This is a genomic window from Kitasatospora sp. NPDC059722 (genome assembly GCF_042733235.1).
GTDB lineage: Bacteria > Actinomycetota > Actinomycetes > Streptomycetales > Streptomycetaceae > Kitasatospora.
In genome coordinates, this window is sequence record NZ_JBHWGD010000125.1 from 1,198 (window position 1) to 15,794 (window position 14,597).

The 14,597-nt window shown below is 72.1% G+C and carries 14 protein-coding genes; 8 read left to right on the top strand and 6 right to left on the bottom strand.

The annotated features are described in order from the left end of the window. Positions 1 to 69: 69 nt before the first annotated feature. Positions 70 to 2,013, bottom strand: a complete 1,944-nt coding sequence (locus ACFV4F_RS38920) for a ricin-type beta-trefoil lectin domain protein (protein ID WP_380509974.1) — start codon at positions 2,011 to 2,013, stop codon at positions 70 to 72. Between the two features lie 301 nt (positions 2,014 to 2,314). Between ACFV4F_RS38920 and ACFV4F_RS38925 the strand changes: the two genes are divergently transcribed. Beyond that, positions 2,315 to 2,830 carry a GNAT family N-acetyltransferase gene (locus ACFV4F_RS38925; RefSeq protein WP_380498088.1) on the top strand — a complete coding sequence of 172 codons (516 nt, stop codon included), beginning with the start codon at positions 2,315 to 2,317 and terminating at the stop codon, positions 2,828 to 2,830. Positions 2,831 to 2,839: 9 nt separating this feature from the next. Here ACFV4F_RS38925 and ACFV4F_RS38930 read toward each other — a convergent pair whose 3' ends face one another. From ACFV4F_RS38930 to ACFV4F_RS38940, 3 genes are all read right to left on the bottom strand, one after another. After that, positions 2,840 to 3,424 (bottom strand): hypothetical protein, encoded by a 585-nt coding sequence (locus ACFV4F_RS38930; protein ID WP_380509977.1) that lies wholly within the window; start codon positions 3,422 to 3,424, stop codon positions 2,840 to 2,842. Next, positions 3,402 to 4,247: a hypothetical protein gene (locus ACFV4F_RS38935; RefSeq protein ID WP_380509980.1), complete on the bottom strand. Its 846-nt coding sequence runs from the start codon at positions 4,245 to 4,247 to the stop codon at positions 3,402 to 3,404. The genes ACFV4F_RS38930 and ACFV4F_RS38935 overlap by 23 nt, the downstream gene beginning before the upstream one ends. Positions 4,248 to 4,734: 487 nt before the next feature. Continuing rightward, positions 4,735 to 7,911: an amidohydrolase family protein gene (locus tag ACFV4F_RS38940; protein WP_380509983.1), complete on the bottom strand. Its 3,177-nt coding sequence runs from the start codon at positions 7,909 to 7,911 to the stop codon at positions 4,735 to 4,737. Positions 7,912 to 8,268: 357 nt separating this feature from the next. Between ACFV4F_RS38940 and ACFV4F_RS38945 the strand changes: the two genes are divergently transcribed. Next, positions 8,269 to 9,294, top strand: coding sequence for an NAD-dependent epimerase/dehydratase family protein (locus tag ACFV4F_RS38945; protein WP_380448011.1), 1,026 nt, complete (start codon positions 8,269 to 8,271; stop codon positions 9,292 to 9,294). Here ACFV4F_RS38945 and ACFV4F_RS38950 read toward each other — a convergent pair whose 3' ends face one another. After that, positions 9,295 to 10,608, bottom strand: coding sequence for a DNA-binding protein (locus ACFV4F_RS38950; protein ID WP_380509986.1), 1,314 nt, complete (start codon positions 10,606 to 10,608; stop codon positions 9,295 to 9,297). A gap of 326 nt (positions 10,609 to 10,934) precedes the next feature. On the opposite strand from ACFV4F_RS38950, the gene ACFV4F_RS38955 reads away from it, so the two are divergent. From ACFV4F_RS38955 to ACFV4F_RS38980, 6 genes are all read left to right on the top strand, one after another. Beyond that, positions 10,935 to 11,312, top strand: a complete 378-nt coding sequence (locus ACFV4F_RS38955; protein WP_380448015.1) for a hypothetical protein — start codon at positions 10,935 to 10,937, stop codon at positions 11,310 to 11,312. Further along, the gene (locus ACFV4F_RS38960) at positions 11,309 to 11,512 is read left to right on the top strand and encodes a hypothetical protein (protein WP_380448017.1); all 204 of its coding nucleotides are present in this window, start codon (positions 11,309 to 11,311) and stop codon (positions 11,510 to 11,512) included. The genes ACFV4F_RS38955 and ACFV4F_RS38960 overlap by 4 nt, the downstream gene beginning before the upstream one ends. A 224-nt stretch (positions 11,513 to 11,736) precedes the next feature. Further along, a complete protein-coding gene (locus ACFV4F_RS38965) occupies positions 11,737 to 12,858 on the top strand; it encodes a radical SAM protein (RefSeq protein ID WP_380448019.1) in 1,122 nt (373 codons plus the stop codon). Continuing rightward, the gene (locus ACFV4F_RS38970) at positions 12,855 to 12,986 is read left to right on the top strand and encodes a hypothetical protein (RefSeq protein ID WP_380448021.1); all 132 of its coding nucleotides are present in this window, start codon (positions 12,855 to 12,857) and stop codon (positions 12,984 to 12,986) included. Before ACFV4F_RS38965 ends, ACFV4F_RS38970 begins: the two co-directional genes overlap by 4 nt. Positions 12,987 to 13,046: 60 nt before the next feature. Beyond that, positions 13,047 to 13,856, top strand: a complete 810-nt coding sequence (locus tag ACFV4F_RS38975) for an aminoglycoside phosphotransferase (protein WP_380448023.1) — start codon at positions 13,047 to 13,049, stop codon at positions 13,854 to 13,856. Next, positions 13,856 to 14,131, top strand: coding sequence for a hypothetical protein (locus ACFV4F_RS38980; protein ID WP_380448024.1), 276 nt, complete (start codon positions 13,856 to 13,858; stop codon positions 14,129 to 14,131). Before ACFV4F_RS38975 ends, ACFV4F_RS38980 begins: the two co-directional genes overlap by 1 nt. Here the strand turns inward: ACFV4F_RS38980 and ACFV4F_RS38985 are convergent. Beyond that, the gene (locus ACFV4F_RS38985; protein WP_380448026.1) at positions 14,109 to 14,459 is read right to left on the bottom strand and encodes a hypothetical protein; all 351 of its coding nucleotides are present in this window, start codon (positions 14,457 to 14,459) and stop codon (positions 14,109 to 14,111) included. The genes ACFV4F_RS38980 and ACFV4F_RS38985 overlap by 23 nt on opposite strands. Positions 14,460 to 14,597 lie beyond the last annotated feature (138 nt).

The window sequence follows — 14,597 nt, forward strand, 5'->3', positions numbered from 1 at the left end:
ATTTTTGTTGTCCCGGGGGGGGGGGGGGGGGCCGCGCGCGCCCCCCCCCCCCCCGCCGCCGTCCGCGCTTTAGGCGCCGGACACGAACTTCTCGTTGCCCGCGCCGGGGACGCAGTCGAACAGGATGATCCGGTTGTTGTTGTCCCAGACCGGGCCCGCGCCCGCCACGTTGAGGCAGCGGCCGCTGGCCGGGTTGAGGAACTGGCCGTCGGCGGTCACCCGGAACGTCTCGTTGGCCGCGCCGGGCACGCACTGCCACAGGATGATCGGCGTGCTGTTGTCCCAGGTCGGGCCGGCACCGGAGACGTTGAGGCAGCGGTTGCTCGCGGGGTTGACCAGCTGGCCCGAGGCGGTGAGCTGGAACTGCTCGTTGGCCTGGCCCGCGGCGCAGTCCCACAGCACGATCGCGTTGCCGTTGTCCCAGGGGCCCGCGCCCCAGACGTTGAGGCAGCGGTTGCTGGCCGGGTTGAGCATCGCGCCGGTCGGGCCGGCGGTCTGCTTGTCGGCGGAGGCGAGGGCGAACGTCTCGTTGGCCTGGCCGGTGACGCACTGCCACAGGATCATCGGCGTGCTGTTGGCCCAGGTCGGGCCCGCGCCGGAGACGTTGAGGCAGCGGTTGCTGGCCGGGTTGTACAGCTGGCCCGAGGCGGTCAGCTGGAACGTCTCGTTGCCGGCGCCCGGGACGCAGTCCCACAGGATGATCGGGTTGCCGTTCGCCCACGGGCCCGCGCCCGCCACGTTGAGGCACTGGCCGTTGGCCGTGGTGCGCAGCTGGCCCGAGGCGGTCAGCTGGTACGCCTCGTTGCCGGCGCCCGGGACGCAGTCGAACAGGATGATCGGGTTGCCGTTCGTCCACGGGCCCGCGCCGGACACGTTGACGCAGCGTCCGCTGCCTGGGTTGACGAGCTGGTAGGCGCGGTTGACCAGGCCGCCGATCCAGGAGGCGAGGTCGTCGACGCGGGCCTCGGAGGCACCGGTGCGGGTCTCGGCGGGGTCGGTGCCCAGGCAGCCGCCCTGCCAGGCGCGGCTGGTGACGGCGGCGACCGCCGGCTTGCCGTTCTCGGTGCGCAGCGCCGGGGCGCCGGAGTCGCCCTTGCAGACGGTGTCGGCCGCGGTCTTGGCGGTGAGGTCGGTGCCGGCGGCCGAGACCGCGGAGACGGTGAGCGCGGCGCTGTGCGGCGCGTTCGGCACCCAGGCGCTCGCGGTGCGGCCGAAGCCGGCGACGGTCAGGTCCTCACCGGCCGTCGGCGCGGCGGTGGAGACGGCGATCGGGGTGACGTCGTAGACCGGCGCGGCCAGGCGGGCCATCACCAGGTCGCGGTCGGCGCGCGGGGCGAACTCGGTGACCTCGACCGTGTGGCCGCCGACCGTGGCGGTGGTGCGGGTGCGCGGCAGACCGGTCGGGGCGGTGGTGGGGTCGGCCGGGTTGCCGGCGACGCAGGCGGCCGCCGACAGCACCCACTGCGGGGCGACCAGGGTCGCGGTGCAGGCGCGCGAGCCGGGGTGACCGGCCTGGCCGACCGTCAGCGTCCCGACCGCCGGGTAGGTGCCGGCGGGGGCCATCGCGGCGGGGCCGTCGGTGGCGTTGAGCTCCAGCAGCGTGGTCGAGCCGCTGGTGCCGCCCTCGCCGACCGGCGTCCAGTCGTTCTTGTTGACGGCCACGCTCGTGACCGTGCCCGCCGTGTTCAGCGTGGCCTTGATCGTGTGGTCGTCGCCGCGGATGTTGTAGACCTGCGGGATCTCCAGCGACAGGTACCCGGTGGACCCGGTGATCCTGAAACAGACCTCACTGGGGTTGGCCGCCCGGCTGTACAGCTGCACCAGGCCCGGCCCCGAGGCGCAGTCGGCGAGCACGATGTGCCCGTCGCCCGCCTTGAGGGTCACGTTGTGGTCCGCCAGGACCTTCGCGGCGCCCGGGTAGGAGTAGTCCTCCACCACCGCCGGTGCGACGGCATCCGCAGCCGATGCCGTCACCGCCGGAACCGACCCGGCGATCACCGGTATCGCCACCATCAGGCCCATGGGCCAGGCCAGTCTTCGAATTCCGCGTATGACGCGATTCCCGTGCACAAACTCTCCCGAAAAGGACATGCCCAGGGAGGTGCCAACACCCCCCAGAGCCGGCAAAGAAAAGACCAGCCGGACGGTATCGGTTCACATCCGTGCACGTCAAAGAGTAAATCCGCACCCGGGCGGCACATCTGACACCGCTTTGCACAAAAACTCCAGGATGTGTCCCGGTCTCCGGAAAACACCGCCGGACGCCCGCCGATCATCCCGGTGAACTCCGCGCCCGGCTGCCATCCTGACGGTCATGGACCCCGTCACCGCCGTCCTCGCCCGCACCTGGCCCGTCACCCTGCGCACCCCCCGCCTCGTGCTGCGCCCGGTCGCCCCCGGGGACGCCCCGGTCATGGGCGAGCTGCTGACCGACCCGCAGGTCCGCGCCTTCCTGGGCGGCCCCGCCTGCGCCGAACGGGTCGAAGCCCGGCGGCGCGAATACCCGGCGAAACCGGGCGCGTGGGCGGTCGCGCCCGCGGCCGGCGGCGCGGCGATCGGCCTGGTCACCCTGGCCGCCGACTACCGCCGCGAGGGCCGGGCCGAGGTCTCCTACCAGCTGCTGCCCGCCGCCTGGGGCAGCGGCCTCGGCCGGGAGGCGGTCGCCGCCGCCCTCGCCTGGTGGGCGCGGACGGTGCCGGACGGCACCCCGGTGATCGCCGTCACCCAGCGGGCCAACCACCGCTCCCGCCGCCTCCTGGCGGCGCTGGGCCTGCAACTCGCCGACACCTTCGTGGAGTTCGGCGAACCCCAGTGCCTCTACACGACCTGACCGCGCCCCTCAGGCGCCGGCCGGCGGCCCGGTGCACGGGTGCAGGACGACACCGCCGCGCAGCCCCAGCCCGCCGGGCAGGTCGAAGCTCGCCCGCCGGTCCGCCACGGTGATCCGCTCGACGGCGACGGTCGCCCCGGCCGTGCAGCGCCCGGCGCGCACGGCCGCCAGTTTCCCCGCGCGCACCACGGCGATGAGCCCTTCGAGGTCGAAGACCACCTCGATGTCCACCCGGAGGGTGCCGACCGGCTGGTCGTCGACGAAGACCTTCACCGTGGGGTGGTGGACCGAGCGGACCCGGTGGTCCAGCAGGGCGACGACCTCCTCGCTGCCGGGCACCTCGCAGGTGCGCCGCGCCGCTGCGGTGAGCTTCGTGTAGGTGAGCCAGCCGCCCGCCAGGAGGTCGATCATGTCCAGCCCCAGGAAGCCGTGGACGACACTCTCGGCCTCCTGCCCGGCCGCGTGGGACAGCGGCCTGGTCAGGCCCTCCAGGGCACTGAGCGCTCCCTGCCGGCGGAGGGTGTCGGCGAACGGCTCCACCGCCCCCAGGAACGTCGCCAGCGAGTACGGGTCATCCGTCGCGACGATCGTCATCGTGCAGCTCCTCGAAGCTCGGCGGAAGGCGTCGGCCCGGTTTCGGCTCCAGCCGGACGCTGTGCCCGGCTGCGTCACCCCCGCCGCCGTGCTCGGTCAGCCCGGTCTCGGGGTTCCCCCATGTGCCCGGCGCGGCCGTCACGCGGGCCGTCACGGGGGGCGGCCGCAGGCGGTGGCGCAGCGTGAGAGCCGTCGTGGCGGCGAGGACGGCAGCGCCGAGGACGATCCAGAGCCAGGTCCAGTGGTGCGGGTGCGGGTGCGGGTTTGGCGTGGTGGTGGTGACGACGAGCGGGAGGACCTGGGCCACCGCGTGCGTGACCGTGCACTCCTCCACGATGGAGTGGGGGCCCGGGGAGACGGTGGGCGGGAGGGTGACGAGCCCGGTGAACCGCCCGGAGCCGTCGGCCTGGATCGGGTGCGAGGTCGGCCCGTTGTCCAGGGCCAGGACGAGGCTGGGGCAGGCGCTCGCCCGGCCCGAGACGCGTACGACCGCGCCCGGTGAGGCGGTCACCGCCCGCAGGGGGGACGGCGTCGGTGTCGGTGCCAGGGCGCGGAAGTGCGCGTCGGCCGTGATCCCCGGGACGGACGCGCAGGACGCCCGCACGGTGTGGTCACCGACAGTGGCGTCCGGCGGCACGGTGATGCGGGTGGCGAGGTGCCCGTCGGCGTCGGGCGTGCCGGAGACGGGCGGCGCGCCGGTGTCCCAGGCCAGGGCGACGGCGTCGCCCGCCGGGCAGGCGAAGCCCGTCCCGGACACGGTCGTGGCGGAGCCCGGCGCGCCCTGGCCCGGATCCGCCGCCAGGGTGGCCGGTGCAACGGTCACCGCGTCGTCCCGCGAGACGTCCCCGCATGTCGCCGTGACCCTGTGTTCGACGTCTGCGGCATCCGAGGGCACCGGGAACGTGCCGGAGGCGCTCCCGTCATTGCCGATCGGGAAGTGCGTGATGCCGGGCCGCTCGTCCCACGCCACTTCGACGGTGGAGCCGGGCGGGCACGTGCCGTACCCGGACACCGTCACCCGAACGGTCCCCAGCCGCGGCGCCCGGGACGGTCTCAGTGTGATGGTCGGCTTCTGCGCGGCCGACGTCGACGGCGACGGCGAGGGCGACGGCGAGGGCGACGGCGAGGGGGAGGGCGAGGGGGAAGGGGAAGGCGACGGTGAAGGCGAGGGCGATATGGCGAGGGACACGGCGGTCAGCAGCACGGCAACGCCGACCGACACCGCCTTCACCGCCGACTCCGTCCTCCGGCCCCCGACGCCTGGCCCCCGGTCATTCTCACCGCCGCACCGTTCGCATGCATCCCGCGCGTCACAGCGCGCAGCAGCCCTCCCGCCGCAGCGCCTCGCCGACCGCGAGCCAGTCCACGCCCCCGGGCGCCGCGACAGCCGGCCGCCGCGCCCCCTGCCCGCCGCCGCCGTCCACCAGCTCCGAGGGCCGGTACACCACCCCGTCGCGCATCACCCACGCCGTGCGCACCAGGTCCGCGAAGTCGTGCAGCGGATCCCCGTCCACCACCAGCAGGTCCGCCAGCTTGCCCTCCTCCACCGTGCCGAGGTCCTCCGCCACGCCCCACAGCCGCGCCGGCGCGGCCGTCGCCGTGCGCAGCGCCTGGGCCGGCGACAGCCCCGCGTAGCGGTGCAGCGCCCGCAGCCCCAGGTGCACCTGCAGGCCGACCGGGGTGAGCGGCGCGTCGGTGCCCAGCGCCAGCGCCCCGCCGTCGTCCAGGATCCGCCGGTAGACGGCCATCTCCCGCTGCAGGGCGTGCAGTTGGTCCGGCGTGGGCGCGCTCTTCGCCTGTTGGCGTACCACCGCCGCGTCCCACGGCGGCATCAGCGCCGTCACCCGGGGGTCCTCGGCCAGCGACGGGTCCGCGCCCACCAGGCAGAACGCCGAGAACGGCGTGATGATGATCGCGAAGTCCCCGCCCCGGTAGATCTCGTGGACGTCCTGGTAGCTGCGCCCGGTCGGCGAGGACACCCGCCCGTACTCCTGGCGCTGGGTGGCCTGCAGGTGCGTCGTCAGGTCCTGCCCCACCTGCACCCCGGGCGTCAGCAGGTGGCTGCCCGAGGGCACCCCGAGCTCGTGCGCCGCCCGCGCCGCCTCGGCCATCGTCGAAGCCGGCGCCCGCACGTACGTCTTGACGAAGTCGTACTCCAGCGCCGCCGCCCGCTCCATGCTGCGCCGCACCCCCTCGGCGGTGCGGTGGGCGCGGCCCATGCTGTAGGCGACGCGGGTGCCGTCGTGCAGCTCGCCGGTGCTCAGGAACCGCGGCCCGGCCATCTCCCCGGCGTCGACGGACTCGCGCAGGCGCGCCTGCTCGTAGGCGAAGCCGCCCAGCGAGGCGGTGCCGGTCACCCCGTAGGCGAGGTTCAGGCGCAACTGCCGCCCGCCGTAGGTGTTCTGGTACGGGTGGGTGTGGGAGTCCCACAGGCCCGGCAGCACGGTGCAGCCGGTGGCGTCGACCAGCCGCTCCCCGGCGCGGCGCGCGCCCTGGCGGTGCGGCTCGACGGAGGTGACGCGGTTGCCGGTGACGACGATGTCGACGTCCTCGCGCACCTCCTCGCCGGTGCCGTCCCACAGCCGCCCGGCGTGGATGCGGGTGACGTCCGAGCGCGCGGGCAGGCTGCGGGCGGTGCGCAGCGTGAGCGCGACGGTGCTCGCACCGCCCCCGTCGCGCCCGATCAGCCGCAGCCGCCGGCCCGACAGGTACAGCAGCCGCTGGGAGTCGCCCGACCAGGACGGGTGGTCGGCCGCCTCGTCGGTCAGCCGCCGCGCCTCGCCCGCGGGTGTGCCGTCCGCGCCCACCGGCAGCACCCACAGCGCCGAGTCCACGACCAGCGCCAGGTGCCCGCCGTCCGGCGACCACACCGGGCCGCTGTCGCACCGGTCGGCCACCGAGGTGTCCGGCAGCGGCAGGTAGGCCCTCGCGCTGCCGTCGCGGGTGTCGATCACGCGCACCACGTTGTAGCCCTCGCGGAAGCGGTGGTTGAGCCGGTTGCGGTCGCACAGCGCGACGTAGCGCCCGTCCGGCGACCAACTCGGGCGCCCCGGCAGGCCGTTGCCGCCCAGCGGCGCCGCCGGCCTCGTCTCGGCGCCGGTCGCGAGGTCGACGAGCAGCAGGGTGCCGGTGACGTCCTGACAGGCCAGCCGGGTGCCGTCGGGCGACAGCGCCGGGTTGAACCGCCCGCCGCGCGCCACGACCGTGTCCGCCCCGCCGTCCAGCACCAGCCGGTGCACGGCCCCCAGGCCATCGCCGCCCGCGCCGCCGTTCGCGGGGCCCTCCTCGGGGCCGTCGTACACGTACACCACGCTGCGCCCGTCGCGGCTCCAGGAGGGCATCTGCACGTAGTGGGCGGGGGAGGCCTGGAAGAGCTTGCGGGGCCGTCCGCCGATCGGCGCCAGCCACAGGGCGTTGAGCGCGCAGAAGACGACGGAGCGGCCGTCGGGGGAGAGCGCGGGCAGGTGGACGCCGCGCACGTCGCGCTCGTCGGTGGAGGCGAAGTCGCGCGCCTTGCGGCGGTAGCGGGGCCGCGGCACTTCCAGGCGGGCGGTGAACGGGATCTCCTTCGCGCCGTCCAGGGCGGGGGAGCGCTCGGTGAGGCGGCCGTCGGAGAAGTGGACGAGCCCGCCCTCGGGCGTCCAGGACGGCGGCAGCGGCGCGACGTCCTCGGTGCCGGAGACCACCGTGCCGTCGACGGCCAGCGACGAGCTCGCGACCTGGTAGGGGGCCGAGACCTCGCCGAACCACACGTACGCCACGCGGCCGTCGCGCGCGACGGCCGGGCAGGCGACGGTGCCGCTGTCCACGGTGCGCTGCACGCTCACCGGGCCGCCGGCGGCGGGGACGGCGGCGATGGTGCGCGCGCCGGCGGCGTCGGCGCGCACGAACAGGATCCGGTCGCCGTCCGGGTGCCAGGCGGGGTCGTAGTCCTCGGCGTCGGCCCGGTCGGTCAGGCGGGCCAGCCGTCCGGTGGCGACCTCCACCGTCCAGATGTCGTACGAGCTGCCCGCCACCGCGTCGCCGCCGCGCTCGGAGGAGAACGCGAGGAAACGGCCGTCGGGGGACCACGAGACGCCGCGGTCGTCCCACGGACCGGAGGTCAGCTGCCGCAGGTCCGACCCGTCGGGGGCCATCGTCCACAGGTGGAAGCCGCCGCCCTGGTAGGCGCAGAACGCGAGCGCCGAGCCGTCGGGCGACCACGCCGGGCGGGTCGGCTCCAGCCCGGGGGCGGTGAGCGCGCTCGCCTCGCCGCCGCCGCGCGCCAGCGCCCACAGGACGCCCTGGACCTCGATGACCAGGCGCTGCCCGTCGGGGGAGAGGGCGGCGCAGGCGTTGGTGCCCGCGGTGAACGCCAGCGTCCGCGACCGGCGGCCCTCCTCGGCGTCCCCCGCCGCGACGGCGGGCGGTGCGAGGGGCCCGAGCGCGGCCCCGGCGCCCGCGAGCGCGGCCGCCCCGATGAACCCACGCCGACTGACGTTCGACACGTTCTCTCCCTCGTCGCACCCGAACGGACGGAGCCCCGACGTTACCCGCCCGACTGTTGACGTATCGTCAAAACCTGTGTCACCGCAGACATTTAACGTCCCATGGCGGGGATAGCATGAAGAAATTTAGATGTAAAGGATAAAAAATTATGATGCTGCCCCTCCTTGAACGAGGAGGGGCAGCATCCAAAGGCGGACAAGCAGCACAAGAGAACACGGGGGAGACGGCGGTGCCCCCTTGGCACGCCAAGGGGGCACCGCAAGCAAAAGCATCACCTGGTCACTCCGGCAGGGCCGGGCGGCGTCTCCAGTGACGAGGTGGCGGTAACCGGCCTCTGCCCGGCAGGATCAGTGACCATGCGAATCCTGGTGATGGGTGGAACCTGGTTCCTGGGTCGGGCTGTGGTGGCGGATGCCCTGGCCCGAGGATGGAGCGTATCGACGTTCAACCGCGGCCTGTCGGGTGATGACATCCAGGGAGTGCACACCATCCACGGCGACCGCACGAATACTGATGATCTCAACCATCTTGCGGAGCAGGGACCCTGGGACGCTGTGGTGGACACCTCGGCGTCCGAACTTCCCCCGAGCACTGTCCTCAAGGGAGCTCGAACACTGGAGCCCGTCAGCGGCTCGTACGTCTACGTCTCCACAGTGAGTGTCTATGCCGGATGGCCCGATCTACCGCTGCGGGTCGGCGACGCGCTACTGGACGGGCCCCCTGACGCCGACAAGGACTACGGACGGAATCCAGAAGGCTGGAAGGGGCCGAACCTCCACTACGGCCGGCAGAAGGCCGGCTGCGAGCGCGCGGTGCTTGCGGCTTTCGGTGAGGCCCGGGCATGTTTCCTTCGGCCGGGTGTGATCCTCGGGCCGGGAGAGTACGTCGGTCGCCTTCCTTGGTGGCTGAGCCGTACGCAGCGAGGTGGCGCGATCCTGGCTCCCGCACCCAGCGGTCAACCGATTCAGCCGGTCGACGTACGCGACGTCGCGACGTTCGCACTGGACCGGGCCGCGGCAGCGACGGGCGGCACCTACAACGTGGCCCACCCGGACGCCATCACCTTTGCCGAGTTCCTCGAAACGTGCCGGAACGTGACCGGCGGCTCCGGTCACCCGGTGTGGGTGGAACCGGAGGTGCTGCTGGAAAACGGGGTGAAGGAGTGGACGGAGCTGCCGCTGTGGCGGACCAATGCCGGGGTCTGGGCGGTGGACGCCGGCAGCGCGGTGGAGGCCGGGCTGCGCTGCCGGCCCCTGCGGGAGACCATCGCGGACACGTGGGCGTGGTGGCAGGCTGACGGACGCCCCGTGGACCACCCGCGCTGGGCCGACCACGGGATCGACCTGGACAAGGAAGCGACGATCCTGGCTTCGCTGAGCTGATCAGCCTTCAACGGCAAGCGGTCCCGCGCCGAGCTGGTGCGGGGCCGATTGCCGGGCAAAGTCCTCGATCCTCTCACCCAACTCGACAGCGAGCGTGGCCTGCGCGTACTGGCCGTCGGTGAGCCCGCGTCGCACCCGCGTCGCACGGGCCAGAAGCCCGGTGGCACGTTGCTCTGCCGGCACCGTCCACATCGCTTCAAGAGCCTGCGCCGCGCCGTCGAGGTCACCTCGCAGAAGCCGAGCGGCGGCCAGGTCCGCACCAGCGCCACCCATCACGCGGGCTGAGCGGGCGGCTGAGCACCTCGCACGTGCGAGATCCAAGGCCTGAGCCGCGAATGCCTCGGCCCGGCCTCCGTCGCCGATGAGCAGACAGGTGGAGGCGTTCGACATCGCCGCACGCTCCACGGTGAACCCGAACTCGCCGCCCACATCGTCGTGAAGATCATCCCTGCGCCCACTTCCGTCCGCCACGGAAGCATCCAGAGCCCTCTGCGCGGAGACTGCATCTCCCAGGTGCCCGAAGGCGCGGGCCTCGATGGCCGCCAGCCTGCGCTGCGCCACGTCGCCCAGGCCGTTGAACCCCTGCGCTGCGCGCGCGAGCCGTGCGGCCTCGGCCGGCCGACCCGAGAAGTAGGCGATGTACGCAAGCGTGCCGCCGGCGAACGCCCGCAGCGGATCGAACCGGGCCGCTTCCCCGTACAGTGCGGCCGATCGCGAAAGCCGCCTCGCTCCATCGAGCGAACCGAGATCGAAGGCAGCGGTTGCCAGAAGCGCGCAGGCCTGCCCGGCAATGATCAGCAGCTCCTGCTGCTGGGCGGGGACCTGGGTGCGGTCGCGGTTGGCCTCGGCCAGCTCCCGCATCTCCTTCGCCTTCTGGAAGACGACATAGGTCGGTGTGGTGACGTAGCCGCGCGCCAACGTGGCCACGTCGTCGCGTAGCTGGTCAAGCGCGATGTCGGAAACGGACGCGGCCGCGGCTGCGCCGGCCTCGTTCTGGGCGTCCCGTGCAGTCATGTCGATCTCGTCTTCCAGGTTGAACGCGGGTGCGGGTAGATCCGAGGGAGGCGGATCGAACAACGTCGCAGCATCGATGCCGAGCATGTACTCCAAGACCCGGCAAGTGTCCGGTCCTGGCAGTGTCTTGACCCTGCCGGAGGTCCAGCGGCGGAACTGGGCCTCGGACACCGTGAGATTCCGGGCGCCATCGTCAAGGCATTCGGACGCCGCACGCCGGAAGTGCCGTTCGAAGTCGACGTATCGCCAGCGGCGTTGGTCCACCAGGATCTTGAGCAGTGTGTGAGTGGTCGCTCGCATCTCGGTTCCTTTGAACGCCCGGCGTCGGGCACCGGGCCAACTCCCTCACCCCAGAGGACCTTCCCAACATCACCCGACGCAACCCCATTCCGCCACGCGATACCCGGATGCCACCTTGGTGCCATGTCGGTCACCCGGAAGAGTGCCAGGTGATACCTGCCGCGTGATGGTGATGACATGCCGTTTGCGCCGACCCTTGGTCAGCAGCCAGGCGTTGGCCGAAGTTCACGGCTCACCTGTCGTGGCCGCATCCCCTCACGCTTAGCCGTTGCGCGTCCCGGCTTCACGCCTGCGCTGTCAACGGCCCGTCCATCCTGGGAGTTCATATGCCCAGCAGCACCGCCACGGGGCAGTGCTCGACCCTCATCCCTCAAGGGATCGGCGAGGCCCGGCGCTTCAAGGCCGTGGTCTACCTCTCCAAGACCGGTACCGCCTTTCCCGAACTGGAAATGCAGAGTTGTGAGGAGTACGCGCAGGAGTTCGGCTGGGGCATCGCCTTGACCGTGGTGGACGAGGAGGTGGAGAAGTCCCCGGACCGACGGCGGATGCTCCAGGCCGCCTTGCAGAAGATCACGGACGGGGAGGCCGACGCGATCCTGGTGCCGAGCAAGGCGGCCATTTCGCCCATCGAGGGTGAGTACAACGAGTTCGCCGCACGAGTCGAGAAGGCCGCAGGGTTCGTTCAGGTGGCAGCCCGACGATGACCGGCCGGTACACGATCATCCCCGCCGACACCCTCAACGGGGCCTCGTACCCGGTTTGGGTCGTTCGCGACCACAAGACCGGCACGCTGGTGAAGGCGCTGCCGCCGGCCGACTCGCCGCTGCGCTTCTACTCGTACCACCGCGCCCGTACATGGGTGGCGCGGAACGAACGGTCCTGCCCGGACATGGAGCACGCGTGATGTCCGCGGTCCTTCCTCCGTGTCGCTACGAGATCCGCCTGATCGACTCGCGCAGTCCGCACTTCCTCCTGCTGGAGTGCTGGGGGATCTGGGACCGCGAACAGCACCAGTACGTGCGTGTACCGGGCTCCTCGGAGCGGATCAGGCGCTTCTACACCATGTCGGCTGCTGAGGCATGCCTGCGCAACTCCCTTACCAGTCAGTGAACAACGGAGGAGATCACGTTGCACGACCTCGTCGCGAGTCCGTTCCTCGACAACTTCGTTGTGCTGCTGCCGGGCCGGCTGGAGGGCATCCGGCTGCCCGAACGACGGTTCCGGGAGCTGGAGCGCGCCCGTGACTCCGGGGCCGGTCTGCCGTTCTGGCTCGCGGACGCCGCCCGCGCCCGCTGGGGCATCAAGCCGACGATCCGACCGGCCGGCGAAGCCGTGCTGATCCGCGACGCCCCGGTGTACGGGCACAGCCGCGGGAGCTGGGAGATCAACCTCGGCTGCGACCTCGACTGCCAGCACTGCTACCTCGGGGAGAAGCGGTTCGCGGGCCTGGACGACAAGGGCAAGCGCCGCCTGCTGCTGACTCTGCGGGACGCCGGGATCCTGTGGCTCCAGATCACCGGAGGCGAGGCGCTGATCGACCCGCATTTCGCCGCCTCCAGCCGGCTCGCGCACGACCTGGGAATGATGATCGAGGTACTGACGAACGGTACGCGGCTGTCGAACCCCGCCACCCTGGAAGCGCTTGCCGCATGCAGGCCGTACAGGGTCACCGTCTCCCTCTACGGGGCCACCGTGGAGACGTACGACTCGTTCACCCGGCGCCGGGGCGCCTTCAAGCGGGTCACGCGCGGCCTGGCTGCCGGGATCGAGGCCGGCCTGCCACTGAAGCTGACGCTGATCGTCACCGCGCAGAACGCGCACGAGCACGACCGAATGCGCGGACTGGCAGCCGAACTCGGGCTCCCCTATGAGGAGTACACCCACATGTCGCCGACGATCTACGGCGGCGCCGAATCGCTGGCGTCCCAATCGCCCGCTCACCTGAAGCCGCTCGAACGGTTCACAGGATGCAACGCGGGACACACGTTCCTGCACGTCGACCCGCACGGACGGGCTTCGATCTGCAAGGTCGGCCGCGATGAGCAGATCGACCTCCTGGCCGAGGGAGTCCAGGGCCTCGCCCGGCTCGGCGGAATCGCCGACCGCCTCATGCTTCGCACCGGTGGGTGCTCCGGCTGCCTGCTCTCCGGCAACTGCTCGGTTTGCCGGCCGCTGGCCAAGCGCTACCAGGAAGCGAAGGCACCACTGAACACCTACTGCCGGCACGGACAGAAAGGAAGTGCAGCATGACCGCTGTCGTGGTCGAGATGACCGCCACCCGGTCCAACAGCGAGGAGGAGCTGGAGTTCATCGACGACATGGAGGTCCACGGGGCCGAGGCCCTCCCCGGGTGCGGCGACGACAACCCGTACAACTGAATCACCCGTGAGGCCCGGCGTGTTGCCGGGCCTCACGGCCTTTTCTGGGAGCCTGTACCCATGCCGACCACCCGCATCCACTGGGGCGACCTACCCGCCGCTGTTCACAAGGCTGTTGAGATCGAACTGGGAACCCCGGTCCTCTCCGCCGTAACCGTCGGATCCGGCCGGAACTCCGAGATTGCCGTCAAACTCACCACCGCCGAGGGCAACGCCTTCGTCAAGGGAATGCAGCAGAGCCACCGGTGGGCGTGGACGCAGCGGCGAGAGGTGGCGATCAGCCCGTTCCTCGAAGGCCTAGCCCCCAAGCTGCTGTGGCACCTGGAGGCCCACGGTTGGAGCCTCATCGCCTTCGAACACGTCAAGGCCCCCCATGCCGACTACCGGGCGGCCGGAGACTTGGAACTGATGGTCGACTCCCTCAGCCGGCTCGTCTCTACCCCATGCCCTCCGATCGAGCTCCGTCGTGCCGAACAGCGATGGGCCGCCTTCGTGGACGACCCCGAAATGCTGTCCCGATTCGCCGGCGCCTCCCTGCTGCACACCGACCTGAACAACGAGAACGTCCTGATCCGAGGAGACCGCGCGCTCCTGGTCGACTGGGCGTGGGCCACATGCGGAGCACCGTGGATCGACCCGGCTCTCTGGGTGATCTGGCTGATCGCCGCAGGCGGCCACAGCCCGGCCGAGGCAGAGGCGTGGGCCGCCAGGGTCCCGGGATGGACGACCGTCGATCCGAAAGTGCTGGACGTCTTCGCGCAGGCGCAGTCCCGCATGTGGGCCGACATCGCCGGAGACGATCCGGACTCGTGGACCGCCGGGCTGAATCAGGCGGCTCGGCAGTGGGCCTGCTACCGGAAACGTCACTGATGCTCGCGAAGCCGGCACCCGCCCGGGCCCTGGCCGACCGGCTCATGGTCGTCCCGCCGAAGGACCTGAACCCACAGGCCCCGGCCACCGGCCGCTACAGCAGTGCCATCGCCACGGTGGCGGGCGAGAACCGGGTCTCCCACCCCGACCTGGCGGTGGCCCTGCTCGACCAGACCGACGCGCCCACCCACCACCGTGTGCAGTGGGCCGTCTCCCACCGCCCCACCCGGCACGGCGCCCCGGGCGGATCGGTCAGTCGATCTCGACGTGGTTGATCGTGCAGTCCGGCAGGTCCCCGCCGTCGTCCCGGCCGAAGCGGTGGGAGCCGGTCTGGCCGTGGCACTCGTAGTCGAACAGGCCCGAGTTGTGGCCCGACTGCCAGTGCCGCACCCCGTACGCCTTCGCGTACGACTCGCCGGAGTTGGCCCAGCACGTCCACTTGCCGGCCCCGTCGCGGGCGGCGAAGAGCTGGGCCGGGCCGTCGCACGGCCAGGCGTCCGTCCGCACGGAGGCCGGCCGGGCGGCGGCCGGCGCCGCCAGGGCGACCAGCGGGGCCGCGCCCGCGACGGCCAGGGCGACGGCGGCGTGCAGGATCCTGCGCATGAGTGGTTCTCCTCGCGTTCCCGGGTGCGGGGGGGGGGGCCCCCCCGGGGCGCGGCCCCCCCCCCCACGGAAGACCCGGCCCCCCGGGGGCCCCCCACCCCGCGGGTGGTATATAAAAAACTCACGGCCCCCCCACCA

What these genes read in the sequence shown, in the direction of transcription:
- ACFV4F_RS38950 (WP_380509986.1), bottom strand. Translation starts at nt 10,608, where the DNA reads ATGCGAGCGACCACTCACACACTGCTCAAGATCCTGGTGGACCAACGC.
- ACFV4F_RS38980 (WP_380448024.1), top strand. Translation starts at nt 13,856, where the DNA reads ATGCTCGCGAAGCCGGCACCCGCCCGGGCCCTGGCCGACCGGCTCATG.
- ACFV4F_RS38945 (WP_380448011.1), top strand. Translation starts at nt 8,269, where the DNA reads ATGCGAATCCTGGTGATGGGTGGAACCTGGTTCCTGGGTCGGGCTGTG.
- ACFV4F_RS38930 (WP_380509977.1), bottom strand. Translation starts at nt 3,424, where the DNA reads ATGACGATCGTCGCGACGGATGACCCGTACTCGCTGGCGACGTTCCTG.
- ACFV4F_RS38975 (WP_380448023.1), top strand. Translation starts at nt 13,047, where the DNA reads ATGCCGACCACCCGCATCCACTGGGGCGACCTACCCGCCGCTGTTCAC.
- ACFV4F_RS38970 (WP_380448021.1), top strand. Translation starts at nt 12,855, where the DNA reads ATGACCGCTGTCGTGGTCGAGATGACCGCCACCCGGTCCAACAGCGAG.
- ACFV4F_RS38960 (WP_380448017.1), top strand. Translation starts at nt 11,309, where the DNA reads ATGACCGGCCGGTACACGATCATCCCCGCCGACACCCTCAACGGGGCC.
- ACFV4F_RS38925 (WP_380498088.1), top strand. Translation starts at nt 2,315, where the DNA reads ATGGACCCCGTCACCGCCGTCCTCGCCCGCACCTGGCCCGTCACCCTG.
- ACFV4F_RS38955 (WP_380448015.1), top strand. Translation starts at nt 10,935, where the DNA reads ATGCCCAGCAGCACCGCCACGGGGCAGTGCTCGACCCTCATCCCTCAA.
- ACFV4F_RS38985 (WP_380448026.1), bottom strand. Translation starts at nt 14,459, where the DNA reads ATGCGCAGGATCCTGCACGCCGCCGTCGCCCTGGCCGTCGCGGGCGCG.
- ACFV4F_RS38920 (WP_380509974.1), bottom strand. Translation starts at nt 2,013, where the DNA reads ATGGTGGCGATACCGGTGATCGCCGGGTCGGTTCCGGCGGTGACGGCA.